Source organism: Allobosea sp. GW821-FHT10B12 (genome assembly GCF_059415545.1).
Window position 1 is genome coordinate 587,594 of sequence record NZ_JBWKNL010000003.1, and the last position, 18,917, is coordinate 606,510.

An 18,917-nucleotide genomic window follows, 5' to 3' on the forward strand; every position below is an offset into this window, starting at 1 on the left:
GCCTGGAGCTTCTCCGGGCGCTGTCATTTTTGTAGCGTCGTTAACCAAACTTTGGCAGGGCTTGGGCGTTTTGGAGGATGGGCGGCGCACCGGGGCGGTCGCGGCGCATGGCAGGCGAGAGCTTGAGCAATGGATAAGAACATGGTCACAGGCAGGAACTGGCTGATCGCGACGGGCCTGGCGCTCGCGCTCGCAGGCTGCGACACGGTGAGCATGGGCTCCGGCGCCGGCGTTGCCGAACTCCAGACCGAGAACACCGAAGCCGCGAGCGTCAATATCGGCTCCCTGAGCGAGGTGGTCAGCCGCAACCCGAACGATCCGCAGGCCTACAATACCCGCGGCGCGGCCTATGCCCGTGTCGGCCGCTATTCCGACGCCATCTCCGACTTCACCAAGGCGGTGCAGATCGATGCCAATTTCGCGCCGGCCTACACCAATCGCGGCCTGGCGCTGCGCCAGAGTGGTCGCAACGACGCTGCGCTGCAGGATTTCAACCGCGCCACCACGGCCAATCCGAACTACGCCCCGGCCTATATCGCCCGCGCCAATCTGCTGCGCCTGCAGGGCAACAGCCAGCAAGCGCTCGCCGATCTCAACACCGCCATCCGCCTCAACCCGGAATCGGCCGAGGCTTTTCATGCCCGCGGGCTGGTCTACCAGAAGGAAGGCCAGCACCAGCATGCCGTCACCGATTTCGACTCGGTGATCGACCGCAATCCCTATACCGCCCCGCCTTACATCGCCCGTGGCGAGAGCCTGAACGCGCTCGGCAAATACGACTCGGCGCTCGAGGACTTCACCGCCGCGCTCAATGTCGACAACCGCAATGCCGCCGCCTGGGCCGGCCGCGGCTTCGCCTTCGAGAAGCAGGGCAAGAAGACCGAGGCGAGCGAGGCCTATCAGCGCGCCCTCGGCCTCGACGGCAACAACCAGATCGCTCGTGCCGGCTCCGCCCGCCTCGGCGGTGGTGGCGGGATGTTCCGCCTCTAAAGCCGGATCCCCGCCTACTGCCGCGCCGCTGCGGTCACCGTCTCGCTGCCGGCCAAGCGTCCGGCATCCAGGTCGGCGAGGAAGCGCCTGATCTCCGGCGCCGAGCCATGCGCCGGCAGGTTCTCGTGATTGCCCTCCGGAAAGCGCACGAAGCGCTTCGGCGGATTCGCCAGCGCAAACAGCGCCTCACCCTGGTTGAACGGGATGACGCCATCGCGCTGGCCATGCAGGACGAGCAGCGGCGCCTTGACCTTGCCGATGACCTGATCCGAGCGGAACTGATCGTGCATGAACAGCCCGACCGGGACGTAAGGGTAGAGCTGCTGCGCCACCGCGGCGGTCGAAAGGTATGGCGCTTCCAGGATCACCGCCTTGAGCGACATTTCCGCCGCCAGCTTCACCACGACGCCGGTGCCGAGCGACTCGCCATAGCCGACCAGCCGCTCGGCGCCGAAACGCGCCACGGCGGCCGCATAGGCCGCGCGCGCATCCTGCGCCAGGCCATCCTCGGTGGGTAAGCCGGTCGAACCGCCATAGCCGCGATAGTTGACCGCGAACAGGCCGGTTCCATCTTCGGTCAACGCACGAAAGCGCGTCTGCCGGATCGGGCGGCCGAAATTGCCGGCATTGCCGTGGAAGAACAGCAGCACCGGCTTGCCCTTGCGCGGCGGCACCACCCAGGCGATCAGCTTCTCGCCATCGGCAGCGGTCAGCGTCGCCTCCTCGACACCCGGCAGATTGGCGCCGGCGATCTCAGCACGCGCCGGATTGCGCGGATACATCATCTCGCGCTGCTTGAGGTAGAGCAGCGCCAGCACGGCGGCATAGGCGCAGAGCGCTCCGATAGCGAGAAGCTTCAGGATCCTGCGCATCACCGGCTTCCTTCAGGCCTCGCCAGAAACGAAAGGGCCGGCATCGAGCCGGCCCTTTGCGACGTTCCAATGACGAGTGCCGCTATCAGTGAGCCATCGCCTTGACGATCTCGTCGGTGACCTTCTTGGCGTCGCCGAACAGCATCATCGTGTTGGGCCTGAAGAACAGCTCGTTCTCGACGCCGGCATAGCCGGCCGCCATGCCGCGCTTGATGAACAGTACGGTCTTGGCCTTCTCGACGTCGAGGATCGGCATGCCGTAGATCGGCGAGGCCTTGTCGGTCTTGGCGGCCGGGTTGGTGACGTCGTTGGCGCCGATGACGAAGGCGACATCGGCCTGGCCGAATTCCGAGTTGATGTCCTCGAGCTCGAAAACCTCGTCATAGGGCACATTGGCTTCCGCCAGCAGCACGTTCATGTGGCCGGGCATGCGGCCTGCCACCGGATGGATGGCGTACTTGACCTCGACGCCTTCCTTCTTGAGCAGGTCGGCCATCTCGCGCAGCGCATGCTGAGCCTGTGCCACCGCCATGCCGTAGCCCGGCACGATCAGGACCTTGCCGGCATTCTTCATGATGTAGGCCGCGTCGTCGGGCGAGCCCTGCTTGACCGGGCGAGCTTCCACCGCGCCGCCCGCACCGGCCACGGCGTCATCGCCGCCGAAGCCGCCAAGGATGACCGAGATGAAGCTCCGGTTCATCGCCTTGCACATGATGTAGGACAGGATCGCGCCGGACGAGCCCACGAGCGCGCCGGTGATGATCAGCGCCATATTGCCGAGCGTGAAGCCGATGCCCGCCGCCGCCCAGCCCGAATAGGAGTTCAGCATCGAGACGACGACCGGCATGTCCGCGCCGCCGATCGGGATGATCAGCAGCACGCCGAGCGCGAAGGAGACCAGGACGATCAGCCAGAACAGGACATGGCTTTCCGTCTTCAGGAAGATCAGCAGCATCACGAAGAGCGCGACGCCAAGGCCGATATTGATGGCGTGGCGCTGCGGCAGCATGATCGGCTTGCCGCTCATTCGCCCGTCGAGCTTGAGGAAGGCGATGATCGAGCCGGTGAAGGTGATCGCGCCGATGGCGACGCCCAGTCCCATCTCGAACAGGCTGGCGCCCTTGATCTTGCCGACCTGGCCGATGCCGAAGGCTTCCGGCGCATAGAGCGCCGCCGCCGCCACCAGCACGGCGGCAAGGCCGACCAGCGAGTGGAAGAAGGCGACGAGCTGCGGCATCTGCGTCATCTGCACGCGCTTGGCCATATAGGCACCGAAGCCGCCGCCGATGGCGATGCCGAGGATGACGAGCAGCCAGCCGGAGAAGCCGGCCGGCGGATAGAAGATCACCGTGGTCAGCACGGCGATCGCCATGCCGATCATGCCGTAGCGGTTGCCCTGGCGCGAGCTCGTCGGATGCGACAGCCCGCGCAGGGCCATGATGAAGAGGACGCCTGAGACGACGTAGAGAAGGGCGGCGAGATTGGCGGCCATGCGCGTCAGCCCTTCTTCTTGTACATGGCGAGCATCCGCTCGGTGACGAGGAAGCCACCGAAGATGTTCACCGAGGCCAGGATCAGCGCGATGAAGCCGAAGACCTTGGCCCAGAGCGGCCCGTCGCCCATGGCAGGCGCCACCTGGACACCGACCGCCAGCAGGGCGCCGACGACGATGACCGAGGAGATCGCGTTGGTGACCGACATCAGCGGCGTGTGCAGGGCCGGCGTCACCGACCAGACCACGTAGTAGCCGACGAAGACGGCGAGCACGAAGATGGCGAGCCGGTAGACGGTCGGATCGACGCCAGTCGCAGCGCCAGCGGCGGCCGCAGCCTGGTCGGCATATTTCTCGGCGAGTTCAGCGGCCTGTTTCGCCAATGCCGCGGCGGAGCGGGCCTGTTCGAGCGCCTGTTCGGGTGTCGGATTAGCCATGACGTGACACTCCCCTATGCAGTGCGTTAGGCCTTCGCCGCGAAATTCGGATGGATGACGGCGCCGTCCCTGGTCAGGCAGGTCGCCTTGACCAGCTCGTCATCCCAGTTCACCGCGAGCTTCTTCTCGGCCTTGTCGATCAGCGTCTCGACGAAAGCGAAGAGGTTCTTGGCGTAAAGGCTCGAGGAGGTCGCCGGCAGGCGGCCGGGCACGTTGAGATGGCCGACGATCTTGACGCCATTGGCCGTGGTCACGATCTCGCCCGGCTTGGCGAGTTCGCAATTGCCGCCGCGCTCGACCGCAAGATCGACGATCACCGAGCCGGGCTTCATGCTCTCGACCATCGCCGCCGAGATCAGCTTCGGCGCCGGGCGCCCCGGGATCAGCGCGGTGGTGATGACGATGTCCTGCTTGGCGATATGGCTCGCCGTCAGTTCGGCCTGCTTGGCCTGATAGTCCTTGGACATCTCCTTGGCGTAGCCGCCAGCGGTCTGCGCCTGCTTGAACTCCTCGTCCTCGACGGCGAGGAACTTGGCGCCGAGCGATTCGACCTGCTCCTTCGTGGCCGGGCGAACGTCCGTCGCAGTGACGATCGCGCCCATGCGCCGCGCCGTTGCGATCGCCTGCAAGCCGGCAACGCCGACGCCCATGATGAAGATCTTCGCCGCCGGCACGGTACCGGCCGCGGTCATCATCATCGGCAGCGCCCGGCCGTATTCGGCGGCGCCGTCGACCACCGCCCGATAGCCGGCGAGATTGGCCTGCGAGGACAAGACGTCCATCACCTGCGCACGGGTGATGCGCGGCATGAACTCCATGGCGAAGGCCGCGACATTGGCTTTCGCCAGCGCTTCGACCTGCGCCTCGCTGCCATAGGGGTCCATGATGCCGACGACGAGCGCGCCGGCCGGCAGGCCCGCGATCTCGCTTTCGGCCGGACGGCGCACCTTCAGCACGATGTCGGCGCCGGCCAGCGCCTCGGCAGCATTCTCCGCCAGTTTGGCGCCTGCCGTCTCGTATTCGCTGTCCGTAATCCCGGAGGCGAGGCCCGCCCCCTTCTCCACTGCGACATCGGCCCCGAGGCCAATGAACTTGCGGACGGTTTCCGGCGTCACGGCGACGCGGGTCTCCGCCCCTTGCGTTTCGGCTGGGACAGCGATGCGCATGGAGGCCAGGCCTTTCGGGCTTAGTAGAGGAGGAGCGCGAGCAGCATCAGAACGAGGGGAACGAGCGTGGCGCGCCAGCCGATCGACGGGGCGGCGATGCCGACGCCGGTGCCGACCAGCGTCAGCAGCGTGCCGATGATGGCGGTACCCCAGGCATGCTTGGCGCCGCCGACAGCGAGCGCCGCGACGATCGCGAGGCAGGCGACGGTGCCGACTTCGGCGAAGTGGATGAAGCCCACGTAGGTGCGCTCGTGCTCCGGGTAGTCCATCTGCGGAATGTCGGCAGCGTGTCCGTGGTCGGCCATGAAAAAAGTCCCGAGTTCAATCCTGTCCTTTACGCCCTGTACCGCACCTGAAAAGGGTCGGCAACGGAGCGCCGGAGCGAGCGCGCCCATTTTGTAGGCAACAGCCGCATGACGCTAAGGAAAAACCGTATCCGGCATGACTTAAATCGATTTAACTGACGATGTCGAGCATGACTTGCCGTGGTAGCCCCGGCGGACCATGTGGCACCGCGTCACAACTGTATTGCCGATTCTGATCGTCAGGAATTCCCAAGACCAACCGTCGCGAGCGCCCCTCTTTGCTCGCTCTCCACCCGCGCGACGCTGAAATTCTCGATCTCCTGCTCGAACAGCCGGTGGAAGTTGAGCTCGGCGTCGAGATGCAGGAAGACGCCGCCCAAGCCGATCGCGGCGCGGTCCATGAAGACGAATTCGCGTGGCACCGTCACCGGCCCGCGCGCCTTCAGCGCCGAATGAACCTGGAAGGCCTGCTTGCGACCGTATTCCGACGGCTTGACGCCCTCGGCGATGCGGCGCGTGCGGTCCTCCAGCAGCGGGCCGTAGATGAACTTCGCCCAGATGTTGAGCGTGTCGATCAGCTCCTTGTTGAGCCCCTTGAAGCCCCAGACCTCGTAGGCATGGACGACACGGGCTTCGTCGCCTTCGAGCAGGCCGCGATAGAGATCGACCACGCCGCCGACGAAGCTCGGCGGAAAGATCCGGATGCAGCCATAGTCGAGCAGGTTGATACCTCCCGGCTCGCCGCCCTCCTGGAAGACTGTGTAGTTGCCAAGATGCGGATCGCCATGGATGACGCCGTGATGGCTGAACGGCCGCCACCAGGCCCGGAACATCGCGGTCGAAATCCGGTCGCGGACCTGCTGGCTCGCCTGCTTGTGGTTGAGGATCTTGTCGCCATCGAGCCAGCCCATGGTCAGGAGCCGGCGCGTCGACAGCTCCGGCACGACCTCGGGCACGTGCACCTCCGGCGTGGCAGCCAGCATGTTCTGGTAGAGCGCGACGTGTTTGGCCTCGCGGCGATAGTCCAGCTCCTCGCGGACGCGGGCGCTGATCTCCTTGGCAATCTCGCTGGTGTCGATCACTGCGCCCATGCGCCGGTGCAGACCGAACAGGATCTCAAGCTGCGAGATGTCGGCTTCGACAGCCGATTCCATGTCGGGATATTGCAGCTTGCAGGCGACCCGGACGCCGTCGAGAGTCGTCGCCCGATGCACCTGCCCGAGCGAGGCTGCCGCAGCCGGCTTAAGATCGAACTCGCCGAAGCGCTCGCGCCAGCTCGGACCAAGCTCGGCCTGCATCCGGCGCTTGACGAAGGCCGCCCCCATCGGCGGTGCCTCCGATTGCAATTTCTGCAGTTCGGCGGCGTATTCCGGCGGCACCACGTCGGGGATGGTGGCGACGAGCTGCGCCACCTTCATCAGCGGCCCCTTCAGCCCGCCGAGCGCCTTGGCCAGCGCCTCGGCATTGGTGGCGTTGCGACCCTCCAGCCCGAACAGCTTGGTGCCGGCGATCCGCGCCGCTACCCCGCCGACATTGGCGCCGACGCGGGCATAGCGCGCCGCGCGGGCGGAGAATCGATTGGCTTCGCTATCGCGTTCGGACATCGGGGCTCGCGCGGCTGATGACGGGCTGCTACCCGATGTAGGCGCTCCGCCAGGGAAAGCCAGCCGACACGCTGTCTCAGGAACGTCCAGTCTTCGCGACCGCCGCCAGCTGCGCCCTGACCTCGGTCACACTTGCCGGCCGCCCACCGGCCGCTTCGACCTTGCTGACCATGTCGGCGATCAGTTTCACATTGCTGCGCCTCTCGCCGAAGCGCGCGTCCTCCAGCCCGGCACGGACATGGACGCCGCGCGCGACCGCCGGGGCTATGATCTCAGAGAGGTCGACGCCGAGCCCGGCGATCATCACCGGAGCCTCAGGTGCACACTCCGCCAGCAGTGCGAGATGGGCCTCCAGCGCATAGGGTTTCGGCGGAAAGCCCCAGGCAAAGGCGTCGGAGAACATCAGCCGGTAGATCGGCGTCGGCATGCCCGGATAGGCCCTGGCCAACGCAGCCCCGAGCCGGGTGAAGCCGGGCTCGTAGATCGCATAGCTCGGATGGATCTTGTGGCGCTGGGCGACGTCCATCCCCTCACGGATATGCTCGCCGGGGTTCTGGTAGATGAAGCCGGCCTCGCCCTTGGGAATGCCCGCAAAGGTCGTCCAGTTGCACGAACCGGGGTCGAGCACGCCCCATTCGACCAGCCCGCGCTTCGCCAATTCCTCGAGATGGGTGTAGCGGCCGGAGCCGATCAGATCGCCGGCATAGCCTGATCCCAGGATCGGAATGGTCGGATAGACGATCGCGTCGACCTTCGCCCTGATGCCCTCGATCGCCTGCGCATAGAGCTCCCAGTCGTCGCGCTGGCGGCCGGTCTCGACATCGTAGACATGCAGATGGACGATCGCGGCGCCGGCCTCGACCGCCGCGATCCCATCCGAGACGATGTCGGGGATCGCGATCGGGATGCCGGGCTGGCGCTCCTTGCCCCAGGGCCCGTTGATCGCAGCCTCGATCCAGATCGGCTTGCTCATGCCGGTGCATCCTTCGGCCAGTTGTCGCGGATCCAGCGCGTCAGCCCCTCCTCCTCGACCTCGCCGGCCGCGAGCGCGAGGATGATCGCGGCGGCATCGGCTTCACTGGGCGCGAACTCGATTCCGTTCAGCCGAAGGAAGATGATCAGCGCCAGCAGCGAGACACGCTTGTTGCCATCGATAAAGGGATGGTTTTTGGCGATGCCGAATGCATAGGCCGCTGCCAGCGCCGCCATGTCAGTCTCGCCATAGGCAAAGCGGTTGATCGGCCGCGCCAGAGCGGATTCCAGCAGGCCGCGATCACGAACGCCGTCGGGGCCGCCGAAGAGCACCAGTTGCTCGGAATGGATATCGGCGACGACATCGGATGTGAGCCAGAACGGCTCGGTCACTTCGCCAGCTCGCGCAACGCATTGGCGTATTGCTTCATTGCCTTGCGGGCGATCGCCATGGTGCGCTCATGCAGGTCGGCGTGCGGCGTCAGCTTGAAGGCGCCTTCAGGCTGCTCGACCACTGTGAGCTTGTCGCCTTCCGCCAGCTTCAATCGCGCCAGCAACTCCTTCGGCAGGATGATGCCGACCGAATTGCCGATCTTCCGGACCTGCAGGACCATGGCCTGCTCGGCCGCGGGCTTCTCGGGCTTGTTCATGGCGCGCTCCGGAGCTTGCCTGTTGTACGAAATGTATAACAGACAAATGCCTAGCAGTCAGCGCCGCTCTCAGTGACGGTTGTCCTCGGCAGCCTCCTTCGAAAAGAGGCTGCCAAGGATAGATACGTTCGCCTCACTCGCCCTTGTTGACCGAGATCGGCTTCAGCACGTTGCTCGGCTGGACATACTTGGCGACCAGCGCGTCATAGGTGCCGTTCGCCTGCAGGCGCTCCAGCGCGCCCTTGACCGCGTCGCGCAGCTGGCCGCCCTCGGCCGTCTTCGGGAACGGGATGCCGGTGAGCGAGCGGGTGAAGGGCTCGCCGAGCGGGATATAGGTGTTCGGCTCGAGCTTCTGGAAATGGCTCATCGTCTCGCTGCCCTGGACGCCGCCCTGCAGGCGCTGCGTCTTGAGCTGGGTGCGGGCGTCGACCGAGCCTTCCGTGCCGACCACGGTGATCGCCGGCTTGCCCTTGGCGACGCAGTTGGCGTCGCTCCACTCGCCGATCTGCTTCGGCCAGTTGGTCGAGCGACTGGCGCCGACGCTCTTGCCGCAGAGATCCTCGACCGACTTGATCGTCGAGGCGAAGGCGGTGACGGTATAGAACTGCGCGCCCGAGACCATGTAGTCGACGAAATCGACCGTCTCGCGCCGGGCCGGCAGGTCGCTCATGCCGGCCATCACCATGTCGACGCGACCAGTCGTCAGCGAGGGCAGCATCTGCGCGAAGGCGGTGTCCTGCCATTCGGCCTTGACGCCGAGCTCCTTGGCGATCGCCTCGCCGAGCTCGTAGTCGAAGCCCACCATCTGGTTGGTCGCCGGATCCTTGTAGACGATCGGCGCGTAGTTCGGCTGGGTCGCGATGACGATCTTGCCGGCGGTCTTGATCCGATCCGGCAAGGCCTGGGCCTGGGCGGCGAGCGCGGTGCCGGCGAGCAGCGCGGCGGCGAGCGAAAGGCGAAGCATGGTGGTCTCCCTCTTGTCTTTGCTTAGGTGCACTTGGTCTTGGGTCACTTGAGGACGGCGGCGATGAAGTCGCGGGTGCGGGCCTGGCTCGGCGCGACCAGCACCTGCTGCGGCGGGCCCTGCTCGACGATCTCGCCCTTGTCCATGAAGACGACATCGCTCGCGACCTCGCGGGCGAAGCCGAGCTCATGGGTGACGACGATCATGGTCATGCCGGAGGCGGCAAGGTCGCGCATCACGTTCAAGACTTCGCCGACGAGCTCCGGGTCGAGCGCCGAGGTCGGCTCGTCGAACAGCATCACCTGCGGCTTCATCGCCAGCGCACGGGCAATCGCGATGCGCTGCTGCTGCCCGCCGGAGAGCTCGATCGGATAGGAATCGCGCTTCTCGGCCAGGCCGACGCGATCGAGCAGCGCCATCGCCTCGGCGATGATCTCGCGCCGCGGCCGCTTCAGCACGGTGAGCGGGCCCTCGATGATGTTCTGCAGCACCGTCATGTGGTTGAACAGGTTGAAGCGCTGGAAGACCATACCGGTCTTCAGGCGCTGGCGCGCGATCTCGGCGTCGCTGAGCTCGTGCAGTTCGTTGCCGACGCGGCGATAGCCGATCAGCTCGCCGGCGACGGTGATCGCGCCGGCATCGATCTTCTCGAGCTGGTTGATGCAGCGCAGCAGCGTCGACTTGCCGGAACCGGACGGGCCGATGATGCATTGCACCGCGCCCGGCTGGACCGAGAGCGAGACCTTGTTCAGCGCCTTCAAGGGGCCGAACTGCTTGGTGACGCTGGCGGCGACGACGATCGGGGACAGCGGAGTCACGCGGCGGCCTCCTCGGCAATCTGAGGCTTGGCGCGGCGCTCGCCCCTGCCCTTCGAGAAGGCGCGTTCGAGGAAGAACTGGCCGATCTGCAGGAGAGTGACGACGAGCAGGTACCAGCCGGCCGCGACGATCAGGAGTTCGATCACGCGGGCATTGGCGTAGTAGACGTTCTGCGCGTTGCGCAGGATCTCGGAGAACTGGATCACGCTGGCGACCGAGGTCAGCTTGACCATGCTGATCACCTCATTGCCGACCGGCGGGATGATCACCCGCATCGCCTGCGGCAGCACGATCCGGCGCAAGGTCGTCAACCGCGTCATGCCGATCGCCTTGGCGGCCTCGGTCTGCCCGACGTCGACCGAGAGGATGCCGGAACGAACGACTTCGGCTGTATAGGCGCCCTGGTTCATGCCGAGGCCGAGCAGCGTCGCCATGAACGGGCCGATGATGTCGATGGTCCGCCACTCGACCACGCCGGGGATGCCGATCGTCGGGAAGACCAGCGCCAGGTTGAACCAGAGCAGGAGCTGCAGCAGCAGCGGCGTGCCGCGGAAGAACCAGATGTAGAACAGCGCGACACCGCGCAGCACCGGATTCGGCGACATGTACATGATCGCGAAGACGACACCGAGCACGATGCCGAGCCCCATGGCGCAGACGGTCATGATCAGCGTGTTGACGAGGCCGGCGAGAATGGCCGGCGCGGTGAAGAACTGCGCCACCACCGGCCAGGCGATCTGCCCCTGCGCGAACGCCTTCACGATCCAGGCCAGCACGAACAGGATCGCCGCAGCGGCGATCCAGCGGCCATAGAAGCGCTTGGGAACGATGGTCAGGCCGGCGAGCTCGGCAAGGCCGCGGTCCGGCATGGTCTGGGTTGCACTGCTCATGCCGCGCGCTCCCTCGTCCACTGCGCAAAGCCGGAAAGCCAGCCGCGGAAACGGCCGATCTGCTCGACGACCCGCGCCGGCGCCGTGCCGCCATGGCCGCTGCGCGCCGCCACCGCCGCATCCAGCGTCAGCACCGCGAGCACGCTCTCGTCGAGGCGCGGATCGATCGCGCGCAATTCCACCGGCTCCAGCCCTTCGAGCTCGCGGCCTATCTCCTCGCAATAGCGCACCAGCGCGCCGCTGATCTCATGCGCCTCGGCGAAGGGCACGCCCTTGCGGGCGAGATGATCGGCGACTTCGGTCGCCAGCGCAAAGCCAGCGCCTGCCTGCGCCCGCATCACCTCGGGCTTGGCCTCCATCGTCGCGACCAGCCCGGCGAAGGCCGGCAGCACCTCGCCAAGCACGTCGACCGCGTCGAAGGCGGCGCGCTTGTCCTCGGCGAGGTCGCGGTTATAGGCGAGCGGCAGGCCCTTCAGTGCGCCCAGCATGGCGACAAGGTCGCCTGTGAGACGGGCCGCCCGGCCGCGCGAGATCTCGGCGATATCAGGGTTCTTCTTCTGCGGCATGATCGAGGAGCCCGTCGCGAAGGCGTCGTCGAGCACGACCCAGCCGAACTGGCGCGAGGTCCAGAGCGTCACCTCCTCTGCCAGTCGCGACAGGTTGGTCGCCAGCATCGCCGAAACGAACAGGAACTCCGCGACATGGTCGCGCGCGCCGACGGCGTCGACCGAGTTTTCGCACGGGCCGTCATAGCCGAGCGCCCTGGCGCTGAGCTCCGGCGTCAGCGCGATCGCCGAGCCGGCGAGCGCAGCGGCACCCAGCGGCGAAAGCGAGGAACGCTTCTCCCAGTCCTGCAGGCGGGAGGCATCGCGCGACAGCGCCTGGCCATGCGCCATCAGCCAATGGCCGAAGGTGACGGGCTGGGCGCTCTGCAGATGGGTGAAGCCCGGGCAGACAGAGGCCGCATGCCGCTCGGCCTGGCCAGCGATGGCATCGAGCAGTTCGGCCAGCATCGCGCCGATCACCCGCGCCTCGGCGCGCAGATAGAGTTTCAGATTATTCGCGGCTTGGTCGTTGCGCGAGCGCCCGGCTCTGAGCTTGGCGCCGGTCGCGCCGATCCGTGCGGTCAGCACGCGCTCGATGAAGGTATGGACGTCCTCATCGCTCTCGTCCGGCGCGAGCGTCCCGGCGGCGAGATCGGCGGCAATCGCTTCGAGCGCCGCGACGATGGTCTTGAATTCGTCCTGGCTGAGCAATCCGGCGCGCTCCAACTCGGCCGCATGCGCCTTGCCGCCGGCGATGTCCTGCGGGGCGAGGCGGGCATGGGCGCCGGCCGCGCTCGACAGCTTCATCATGCGCGGGTCCGGCGACTTACGAAAACGGCCGCCCCAGAGACGCGTATTATGGTTCATGATCTTCTCCCCTACCGGGAACCCTGCCCTCTTGACCGCGCAACCGGCAAACGAAACGATCTCCTCAAGGGTAGTCGTTGAAGGAATATCTATTGGCCGGCCGCAATCTCCCGCCGTCGACCACGGCGCTTAGGGTTTTCCTCGCCGTTGCCCGCCTCGGCTCGACGGCGAAGGCGGCCGGCGAGGTGCATCTGACCCAGAGCGCCGTCTCCAAGCAGATCCAGGCGCTGGAGGAGCATCTCGGCACCGAACTGTTCGAGCGCAGCCCCGTCGGGCTGAAACCGACCGAGGCCGGCACGATCTACCGCCCCTATGCCGAAGCCGCGATCGAGCAGATGGAGCGCGGCGCCCGCCGCCTCGCCGAGCGCGCCGCGATCGGCCGGCCGATCCGCCTGCACATGATCGCCATCGCCGGCGAGCGCTGGCTGATGGAGCGCTTCCCCGAATTCGCCCAGGCCCATCCCGAGATCGACGTCCAGTTCACCAATTTCGTCAGCGAGAACGAGATCGAGGAAGCCGATCTGGAGATCGTCCACGGCTTCGGCCCGTGGCCGGACCGGGAATCGCATTACCTGTTCGGGCGCCAGGTCGCGCTCGTGGCGGCCCCTTCCGCGCTCGAGCGCCTGGGCGGCTTCAATCGCGCCGCCGACATCCAGAAGATGACGCTGCTGCAGCATTTCCAGATGCCGGCCTTCTGGGCCGAGTTCACCGAGGCGCACGGCCTGCGCGGCGCGGTTCCAGCCCACACGGTGCGCTACGGCTATTATTCCGTGATCATCCGAGCCGCCGTCGCCGGGCTCGGCGTCGCGCTCGCGCCGCGCTGCTATGTCGCCGAGGAACTGGCCTCGGGCGCATTGGTCAATCCGCTCGGCCTCAGCTTCGACAGCGCGACCGGCTGCTGGCTGACCGTCACACCGCAGAGCGAGCGCAGCCCGGCCCTCGACGCGCTGGTCGCCTGGCTCTGCGAGGAAGGCCGCCGCTTCGATGCGGCGGGTTGAGCCCCTCCCCGCCATGCTCTAGACCGGCCGCGATGCTTCCGATGGCGAAGGCCCGATGCGCATAGCCGTGACCGGACGGACCGGGCAGGTCGTCCAATCCCTCCTTGCTCGCGCCGGGGCGGCAGGCGTGACCGTCATCCCGGTCGGCCGGCCCGAACTCGATCTGGCGCAGCCGGAAAGCGCCCGGCAGGCGCTGGGCGCAGCGCAGCCCGACTGCATCGTCAACGCCGCCGCCTACACCGCGGTCGACAAGGCCGAGACCGAACCGGACTTGGCGATGTGCATCAACGGCGAGGGTGCCGGAGCTGTGGCGGCAGCCGCTGCATCCCTCGGCGTGCCGCTGATCCATATCTCGACCGACTATCTCTTCGACGGCATGGCGCCGCGTCCCTGGCTGGAAACCGACCCGACCGGCCCGCTCTCGGCCTATGGCCGCTCGAAGCTCGCCGGCGAGGAAGCCGTTGCCGCCTCGACCAACGACTGGACGATCCTGCGCACCGCCTGGGTCTACAGCCCCTATGGCGCCAACTTCGTGAAGACGATGCTGCGCCTTGCCGAAACCAGGGACGAGCTCGGCGTCGTCTCCGACCAGCTCGGTTCGCCGACCAATGCGCTCGACCTCGCCGATGTGATCATCGGGATCGCGAAGGCGCTGGTCGCCCGGCCTAGGGCTGCCTCGCTGCGCGGCGTCTTCCACGCCGCCGGCACGGGCGAGGCAAGCTGGGCCGATCTCGCCGAGGCCGTCTTCGCTGCCTCGTCTGAGCTGGGCGGGCCGAACGCCGCCGTCCGGCGCATCGCCACGATCGACTACCCCACCCCCGCCCGCCGGCCGAGCAATTCCAGGCTCGACTGCAGCCTGCTCGCGCAGCGCCACGGCCTACTCCTGCCGCCCTGGCAGGACTCAGTGAAGACCTGCGTCGCCACGCTGCTCGCGAAATCGCGAAGCTAAAGGAGCCATCATGAAGGGGATCATCCTCGCCGGCGGCAGCGGCACGCGGCTTCACCCGATGACCATGGTGACGTCGAAGCAGCTGCTGCCCGTCTACGACAAGCCGATGATCTACTACCCGCTCTCGACGCTGATGCTCGCCGGCATAAGCGAGATCCTGATCATCTCGACGCCCGAGGACGCGCCGCGCTTCGAGGCGCTGTTTGGCACTGGCGAGCGCTGGGGCCTCAAGCTCTCCTACGCGGTGCAGCCGAAGCCGGAAGGGCTGGCGCAGGCCTATCACATCGGCGCCGATTTCGTCGCCGGCGGCCCGTCCGCCCTGATCCTCGGCGACAATCTCTATTACGGCGACGGCCTCACCGATGTGCTGCACCGCGCCGCCGCCCGCACCAGCGGCGCGACCGTCTTCGCCTATCGCGTCAGCGATCCCGAACGCTATGGCGTTGTCTCCTTCGACGCGACCGGCAAGGCGCTCTCGATCGAGGAGAAACCCAAGGCCCCGCGCTCGCACTGGGCGGTGACCGGCCTCTATTTCTATGACGCCGAGGTGGTCGAGATCGCCCGCAAACTGAAGCCCTCGGCCCGCGGCGAGCTTGAGATCACCGACGTCAACCTCGCCTATCTCGAACGCGGCGCGCTCAGCGTCGAGCGGCTCGGGCGCGGCTATGCCTGGCTCGACACCGGCACGCCGGATTCCCTGGTCGAGGCCTCCGAATTCGTGCGTACGCTCGAGCGCCGCCAGGGCTTCCGCATCGCCTGCCCCGAGGAGATCGCCTTCGAGAACGGCTGGATCGACCGCGAGCAATTGCAGGCGCTCGGCCAGGCCCTGTCGAAGAGCGGCTATGGCCAGTACCTGCTCGGCGTCGCCGGGCGCGATCACTCGGCCTGACACCGCACTTCCCCTGACGATGCAGAGCGCTCATGCTGCATCGGCGCTGGCCGAAGCCGATGGGCTGATCGAGATTGCGTCGCAGCCGCGCCGAAGACGTGCACGAGGACCGAACACCACATGAACGCCCCCGCCAGCACGCCCGGCGCCTCCCGGCATCCCGCTCTCGATGATCTGACCACCGCCCTGCGCGAACTCCTCGGCCCGCGCTGCTCCACCTCGGACAGCGAGCGCGAACATCACGGCCATGGCGAGTCCTATCACCCGACCAAGGCGCCCGATGTCGTCTGCTATCCGCAGACCACCGAGGAGGTCAGCCAGATCGTGAAGCTCTGCCATCAGGCGAAGGTGCCGGTCATTCCTTTCGGCGCCGGCACCTCGCTCGAAGGCCATGTCGTCGCGCTGCATGGCGGCGTCTGCATCGACCTCTCGCGCATGAACGCGATCACCGCCGTCAATGCCGAAGACCTGGACTGCACAGTCGAGGCCGGCGTCACCCGCAAGCAGCTCAACGAGCACCTGCGCGACACCGGCCTGTTCTTCCCGGTCGATCCCGGTGCCGACGCGACGCTCGGCGGCATGACCGCGACGCGCGCCTCGGGCACCAATGCGGTGCGCTATGGCACGATGAAGGACAATGTGCTGGCGCTGACCGTCGTGCTCGCTGACGGCACGATCCTGAAAACCGGCGGCCGCGCCCGCAAATCCTCGGCCGGCTACGACCTCACCCGCCTCTTCGTCGGCTCCGAGGGCACGCTCGGCGTCATCACCGAGATCACGCTGCGGCTCTATGGCATTCCAGAAGCCAGCTCGGTCGCGGTCTGCTCCTTCCCGGACATCGCCAGCGCGGTCAATTGCGCGATCGAGACGATCCAGTGCGGCATCCAGGTCGCCCGCGTCGAACTGCTCGACGAGACCTGCATGCGTGCGATCAATCGCCACAACAATCTGAGCTATCCCGAGACGGTCGCGCTCTTCCTCGAATTCCATGGCACGGAAGCGGCTGTGGTCTCACAGGCTGAAACCGTGCAGATGCTGGCCGAGGGCCATGGCGGCGAAGGCTGGCGCTTTGCGACCAGCTCCGAGGAGCGCAACAAGCTCTGGCAGGCGCGGCACAATATGCACTACGCGCTGCTCGCCTTGCGTCCCGGCGCCAGCAGCTGGGGCACCGACACCTGCGTGCCGATCTCCCAGCTCGCCGCCTGCATCACTGAGATCAAGGAGCACGCCAAGGACGCGCCCTTCCCGGTCACGGCGCTCGGCCATGTCGGCGACGGCAATTTCCACATGGGCTTTCTGATCAGGATGGATTCGCCGGACGAGATCCGCGAGGCCGAGCGGCTGAACGGCCTGCTGGTCAACCGCGCCATCGAGCTCGGCGGCACCTGCACCGGCGAGCACGGCGTCGGCTATGGCAAGGCGAAGTTCCTGCGCAAGGAGCATGGCGACGCCGCCGTCGAGGTGATGCGCACGCTGAAGGCGAGCCTCGACCCCGACAACATCATGAACCCCGGCAAGGTGCTGCCCGCCTGACGCTCCGTCGTGGAATGACCGGGTTCGGCGGGCCGTTCACGGTTATTGCGGATCAAGTCAGGTCACGGTTCAGGCCGGCTTGATTTTCGCGCTACGAACGACGTCTCCCCATTTCGCAGTCTCGCGCGCGACGAAGGCCGCATAGTCGGCCGGTGTTCCGCCGACCGGTTCGGCGGTCTGGATCGCAAATCTGCGCTGCACCTCCGGCAAGGCGAGCAGCTGGTTGAAGACGGCATTGATCCGCGTCACGAGCTCGGGCGCGGTTTCCCCGGCGACGTGGATGCCGTGCCAGGTCAAGGCCTCGAAGCCGGGCACGTCGAGGCCGATCGGCCTCACCTCCGGCAAAGCCTTCACCGGCTGGGTGTTCCCAACTCCGATCGCCCTGACCGAATTCGCCTCGATGAAGCTGCGCGAGGTCGAGATCGTCGAGATCGCCAGCTGCACCTCGTTGGTCATCGTCGCCTGCAGCACCGGCCCGCCACCACGATAGGGGACATGCGCGATCTCCACCTCCGCCGAGCGCTTGAACAGCTCCATCATCAGGTGCGACGCTCCGCCAGGGCCGGCCGAGGCGTAGTTCAGGCTTCCGGGTTTCGCCTTGGCGAGAGCGATGGCGCCCTTCACGGTTCCGTCCGAGACGCTCGGATGCGCGATCATCACCATCGGCAGGTTGGCCAGATGGATCGCATGCCGGAAGCTGCTTTCGACATTATAGGGCAGGCTGGCGAAGAGCGACTGGGCGACAGCATTCGCCCCGATGTCGCCGAGCAGGAGCGTGTGCCCATCGGGCATGCTGCGCGCGACCTCGGCCGCGGCGAGCGTGCCGCCGGCTCCTGGCTTGTTCTCGACGATGAGCGGCTGCCCCGCCGCGTTCTGGAACTGCTCGGACAGGATCCGCGCCAATGCATCTGCCGCGCCGCCGGCAGCAAAGGGGATCAGGATGCGAACCGGCCGATTGGGCCACGCGCCCTGCGCCCGCGAAACGGCCGGGAACGCGGCCAGCCCGCAGCTCATCATCCCGCTAGTGAACGCCCGTCGTGTCGGTCCCCTCATGACCTATCCTCCCATGTTCTGTTTTCTTGGCGATGACATCGTCATGGCGCCCGATGCCGAGCAGCTGCCGTGCCATGGCCGGCGACGCCAGCGGACGCCCCTGTCTTGCTGCATGCGCCACCCATTGCCTGACCAGCGCGGCATTGCCCGGAGCGACTGAGCCGTCGTTCAGCCGCCGGATATCCTCGAGCCCGGTCCGCACATGCCCACCCTGTGCCACCGCCAGCTCGAGGATGGCGACATGCGTCGCGATGTCCGAACCGGTCTGCGCCGACACCGACCATTCGCTCTCCTCCGGCAGTTCGCGAAGGAGCCATTCCAGCAGCGTGGCGTCCGGCTTCAGCGTGCCGGGCAATCCCATCACGAACTGGAAGAAGAGCGGCCGGCCGATGCCCGCTGCAGCCAGCCGCGGAACGCATTGGAGATGGGCGCTGTCGAAGATCTCGATCTCCGGACGCAGCCCGACCCGAGCAATCGCCGCCGCCAGCGACATCTGGAAGCTCGGATGATTATCGTAGAGGCGATCGGCGATGTTGAAGCTGCCACCGGCGAAGCTGACGATCTCGGCGCCGGTCCCGACCACCGCCAGACGCTGGGCATGCGAAGCGCGCCCGCCATCGTCGCCAGCCGAGAAATCGAGCACGGCATCGCAGCCACTGGCCCGGATCGCAGCAGCGATGGCGGAATAGACGGCCGGTTCCATCGTGGTCTCGCCGGTCGTCAGCCGCGCATGGATGTGGATGACGGCCGCCCCAGCCGCGTGGCAGGCGATCGCATCCGCGACGATCGCGCCTGGGTCGAGCGGATGTCCAGGGCCGGCGGCCAGAGGCGATATGCCGCCGGTGAGAGCCGCACAGACGATCAATGGCTTGCCTTCCGACCGATGCTGGGCTGTCACGATCATTCTCTGACTGCTTATGATA

At 66.8% G+C, this 18,917-nt stretch carries 20 protein-coding genes; 5 read left to right on the forward strand and 15 right to left on the reverse strand.

The annotated features are described in order from the left end of the window. The first annotated feature begins 141 nt into the window (after positions 1–141). Positions 142–990: a tetratricopeptide repeat protein gene (locus AC07O0_RS12785; protein WP_494623500.1), complete on the forward strand. Its 849-nt coding sequence runs from the start codon at positions 142–144 to the stop codon at positions 988–990. A gap of 14 nt (positions 991–1,004) precedes the next feature. Here AC07O0_RS12785 and AC07O0_RS12790 read toward each other — a convergent pair whose 3' ends face one another. The 13 genes from AC07O0_RS12790 to argH all read right to left on the reverse strand — a co-directional run bounded on the left by AC07O0_RS12790 (position 1,005) and on the right by argH (position 12,572). Beyond that, a complete protein-coding gene (locus AC07O0_RS12790; protein WP_494623502.1) occupies positions 1,005–1,862 on the reverse strand; it encodes an alpha/beta hydrolase in 858 nt (285 codons plus the stop codon). Positions 1,863–1,947: 85 nt separating this feature from the next. After that, complete coding sequence (locus tag AC07O0_RS12795; RefSeq protein ID WP_494623504.1) at positions 1,948–3,354, reverse strand: NAD(P)(+) transhydrogenase (Re/Si-specific) subunit beta; 1,407 nt, start codon at positions 3,352–3,354, stop codon at positions 1,948–1,950. Positions 3,355–3,359: 5 nt separating this feature from the next. Next, positions 3,360–3,791 (reverse strand): NAD(P) transhydrogenase subunit alpha part 2, encoded by a 432-nt coding sequence (locus tag AC07O0_RS12800; protein ID WP_494623506.1) that lies wholly within the window; start codon positions 3,789–3,791, stop codon positions 3,360–3,362. 26 nt (positions 3,792–3,817) lie between these two features. Further along, the gene (locus AC07O0_RS12805; protein ID WP_494623508.1) at positions 3,818–4,957 is read right to left on the reverse strand and encodes a Re/Si-specific NAD(P)(+) transhydrogenase subunit alpha; all 1,140 of its coding nucleotides are present in this window, start codon (positions 4,955–4,957) and stop codon (positions 3,818–3,820) included. Between the two features lie 20 nt (positions 4,958–4,977). Beyond that, positions 4,978–5,262: an aa3-type cytochrome c oxidase subunit IV gene (locus tag AC07O0_RS12810; RefSeq protein WP_494623510.1), complete on the reverse strand. Its 285-nt coding sequence runs from the start codon at positions 5,260–5,262 to the stop codon at positions 4,978–4,980. Positions 5,263–5,501: 239 nt separating this feature from the next. Next, positions 5,502–6,866 carry an ABC1 kinase family protein gene (locus AC07O0_RS12815; RefSeq protein ID WP_494623512.1) on the reverse strand — a complete coding sequence of 455 codons (1,365 nt, stop codon included), beginning with the start codon at positions 6,864–6,866 and terminating at the stop codon, positions 5,502–5,504. A gap of 76 nt (positions 6,867–6,942) precedes the next feature. Beyond that, the gene (locus AC07O0_RS12820) at positions 6,943–7,839 is read right to left on the reverse strand and encodes a beta-keto acid cleavage family enzyme (RefSeq protein WP_494623514.1); all 897 of its coding nucleotides are present in this window, start codon (positions 7,837–7,839) and stop codon (positions 6,943–6,945) included. Next, on the reverse strand, positions 7,836–8,231 hold the full coding sequence (locus tag AC07O0_RS12825; RefSeq protein WP_494623516.1) for a type II toxin-antitoxin system death-on-curing family toxin: 396 nt from the start codon (positions 8,229–8,231) through the stop codon (positions 7,836–7,838). Before AC07O0_RS12825 ends, AC07O0_RS12820 begins: the two co-directional genes overlap by 4 nt. After that, a complete protein-coding gene (locus AC07O0_RS12830) occupies positions 8,228–8,452 on the reverse strand; it encodes an AbrB/MazE/SpoVT family DNA-binding domain-containing protein (protein WP_494624197.1) in 225 nt (74 codons plus the stop codon). Before AC07O0_RS12830 ends, AC07O0_RS12825 begins: the two co-directional genes overlap by 4 nt. Positions 8,453–8,621: 169 nt before the next feature. Continuing rightward, positions 8,622–9,452: an ABC transporter substrate-binding protein gene (locus AC07O0_RS12835; protein WP_494623518.1), complete on the reverse strand. Its 831-nt coding sequence runs from the start codon at positions 9,450–9,452 to the stop codon at positions 8,622–8,624. 44 nt (positions 9,453–9,496) lie between these two features. After that, positions 9,497–10,261 (reverse strand): amino acid ABC transporter ATP-binding protein, encoded by a 765-nt coding sequence (locus tag AC07O0_RS12840; protein ID WP_494624199.1) that lies wholly within the window; start codon positions 10,259–10,261, stop codon positions 9,497–9,499. Positions 10,262–10,266: 5 nt separating this feature from the next. Continuing rightward, on the reverse strand, positions 10,267–11,160 hold the full coding sequence (locus tag AC07O0_RS12845; protein ID WP_494623520.1) for an amino acid ABC transporter permease: 894 nt from the start codon (positions 11,158–11,160) through the stop codon (positions 10,267–10,269). Then, positions 11,157–12,572, reverse strand: coding sequence for an argininosuccinate lyase (gene argH, locus AC07O0_RS12850; protein ID WP_494623522.1), 1,416 nt, complete (start codon positions 12,570–12,572; stop codon positions 11,157–11,159). Before argH ends, AC07O0_RS12845 begins: the two co-directional genes overlap by 4 nt. 92 nt (positions 12,573–12,664) lie before the next feature. On the opposite strand from argH, the gene AC07O0_RS12855 reads away from it, so the two are divergent. The 4 genes from AC07O0_RS12855 (at position 12,665) to AC07O0_RS12870 (ending at position 16,941) form a co-directional block, all read left to right on the forward strand. Next, the gene (locus AC07O0_RS12855) at positions 12,665–13,570 is read left to right on the forward strand and encodes a LysR family transcriptional regulator (protein ID WP_494623524.1); all 906 of its coding nucleotides are present in this window, start codon (positions 12,665–12,667) and stop codon (positions 13,568–13,570) included. A 55-nt stretch (positions 13,571–13,625) separates the two neighbouring features. After that, entirely contained in the window at positions 13,626–14,519 is an 894-nt protein-coding gene (gene rfbD, locus AC07O0_RS12860; RefSeq protein WP_494623526.1) for a dTDP-4-dehydrorhamnose reductase, read from the forward strand. A gap of 10 nt (positions 14,520–14,529) precedes the next feature. Beyond that, positions 14,530–15,408, forward strand: a complete 879-nt coding sequence (gene rfbA / locus AC07O0_RS12865; RefSeq protein WP_494623528.1) for a glucose-1-phosphate thymidylyltransferase RfbA — start codon at positions 14,530–14,532, stop codon at positions 15,406–15,408. Positions 15,409–15,528: 120 nt separating this feature from the next. Further along, positions 15,529–16,941 (forward strand): FAD-binding oxidoreductase, encoded by a 1,413-nt coding sequence (locus AC07O0_RS12870; RefSeq protein ID WP_494623530.1) that lies wholly within the window; start codon positions 15,529–15,531, stop codon positions 16,939–16,941. A 69-nt stretch (positions 16,942–17,010) separates the two neighbouring features. Here AC07O0_RS12870 and AC07O0_RS12875 read toward each other — a convergent pair whose 3' ends face one another. Together AC07O0_RS12875 and AC07O0_RS12880 are read right to left on the reverse strand one after the other, a co-directional pair. After that, on the reverse strand, positions 17,011–17,994 hold the full coding sequence (locus AC07O0_RS12875) for a Bug family tripartite tricarboxylate transporter substrate binding protein (protein ID WP_494623532.1): 984 nt from the start codon (positions 17,992–17,994) through the stop codon (positions 17,011–17,013). Continuing rightward, on the reverse strand, positions 17,963–18,898 hold the full coding sequence (locus AC07O0_RS12880; RefSeq protein ID WP_494623534.1) for a beta-keto acid cleavage family enzyme: 936 nt from the start codon (positions 18,896–18,898) through the stop codon (positions 17,963–17,965). The genes AC07O0_RS12875 and AC07O0_RS12880 overlap by 32 nt, the downstream gene beginning before the upstream one ends. Positions 18,899–18,917: the final 19 nt, after the last annotated feature.

Bases quoted from the DNA above. Each gene is read 5' to 3' on its own strand.
- AC07O0_RS12785 (WP_494623500.1), top strand. From the start codon at position 142: ATGGTCACAGGCAGGAACTGGCTGATCGCGACGGGCCTGGCGCTCGCG.
- AC07O0_RS12790 (WP_494623502.1), bottom strand. From the start codon at position 1,862: ATGCGCAGGATCCTGAAGCTTCTCGCTATCGGAGCGCTCTGCGCCTAT.
- AC07O0_RS12795 (WP_494623504.1), bottom strand. From the start codon at position 3,354: ATGGCCGCCAATCTCGCCGCCCTTCTCTACGTCGTCTCAGGCGTCCTC.
- AC07O0_RS12800 (WP_494623506.1), bottom strand. From the start codon at position 3,791: ATGGCTAATCCGACACCCGAACAGGCGCTCGAACAGGCCCGCTCCGCC.
- AC07O0_RS12805 (WP_494623508.1), bottom strand. From the start codon at position 4,957: ATGCGCATCGCTGTCCCAGCCGAAACGCAAGGGGCGGAGACCCGCGTC.
- AC07O0_RS12810 (WP_494623510.1), bottom strand. From the start codon at position 5,262: ATGGCCGACCACGGACACGCTGCCGACATTCCGCAGATGGACTACCCG.
- AC07O0_RS12815 (WP_494623512.1), bottom strand. From the start codon at position 6,866: ATGTCCGAACGCGATAGCGAAGCCAATCGATTCTCCGCCCGCGCGGCG.
- AC07O0_RS12820 (WP_494623514.1), bottom strand. From the start codon at position 7,839: ATGAGCAAGCCGATCTGGATCGAGGCTGCGATCAACGGGCCCTGGGGC.
- AC07O0_RS12830 (WP_494624197.1), bottom strand. From the start codon at position 8,452: ATGGTCCTGCAGGTCCGGAAGATCGGCAATTCGGTCGGCATCATCCTG.
- AC07O0_RS12835 (WP_494623518.1), bottom strand. From the start codon at position 9,452: ATGCTTCGCCTTTCGCTCGCCGCCGCGCTGCTCGCCGGCACCGCGCTC.
- AC07O0_RS12845 (WP_494623520.1), bottom strand. From the start codon at position 11,160: ATGAGCAGTGCAACCCAGACCATGCCGGACCGCGGCCTTGCCGAGCTC.
- argH (WP_494623522.1), bottom strand. From the start codon at position 12,572: ATGAACCATAATACGCGTCTCTGGGGCGGCCGTTTTCGTAAGTCGCCG.
- rfbD (WP_494623526.1), top strand. From the start codon at position 13,626: ATGCGCATAGCCGTGACCGGACGGACCGGGCAGGTCGTCCAATCCCTC.
- rfbA (WP_494623528.1), top strand. From the start codon at position 14,530: ATGAAGGGGATCATCCTCGCCGGCGGCAGCGGCACGCGGCTTCACCCG.
- AC07O0_RS12870 (WP_494623530.1), top strand. From the start codon at position 15,529: ATGAACGCCCCCGCCAGCACGCCCGGCGCCTCCCGGCATCCCGCTCTC.
- AC07O0_RS12875 (WP_494623532.1), bottom strand. From the start codon at position 17,994: ATGAGGGGACCGACACGACGGGCGTTCACTAGCGGGATGATGAGCTGC.
- AC07O0_RS12880 (WP_494623534.1), bottom strand. From the start codon at position 18,898: ATGATCGTGACAGCCCAGCATCGGTCGGAAGGCAAGCCATTGATCGTC.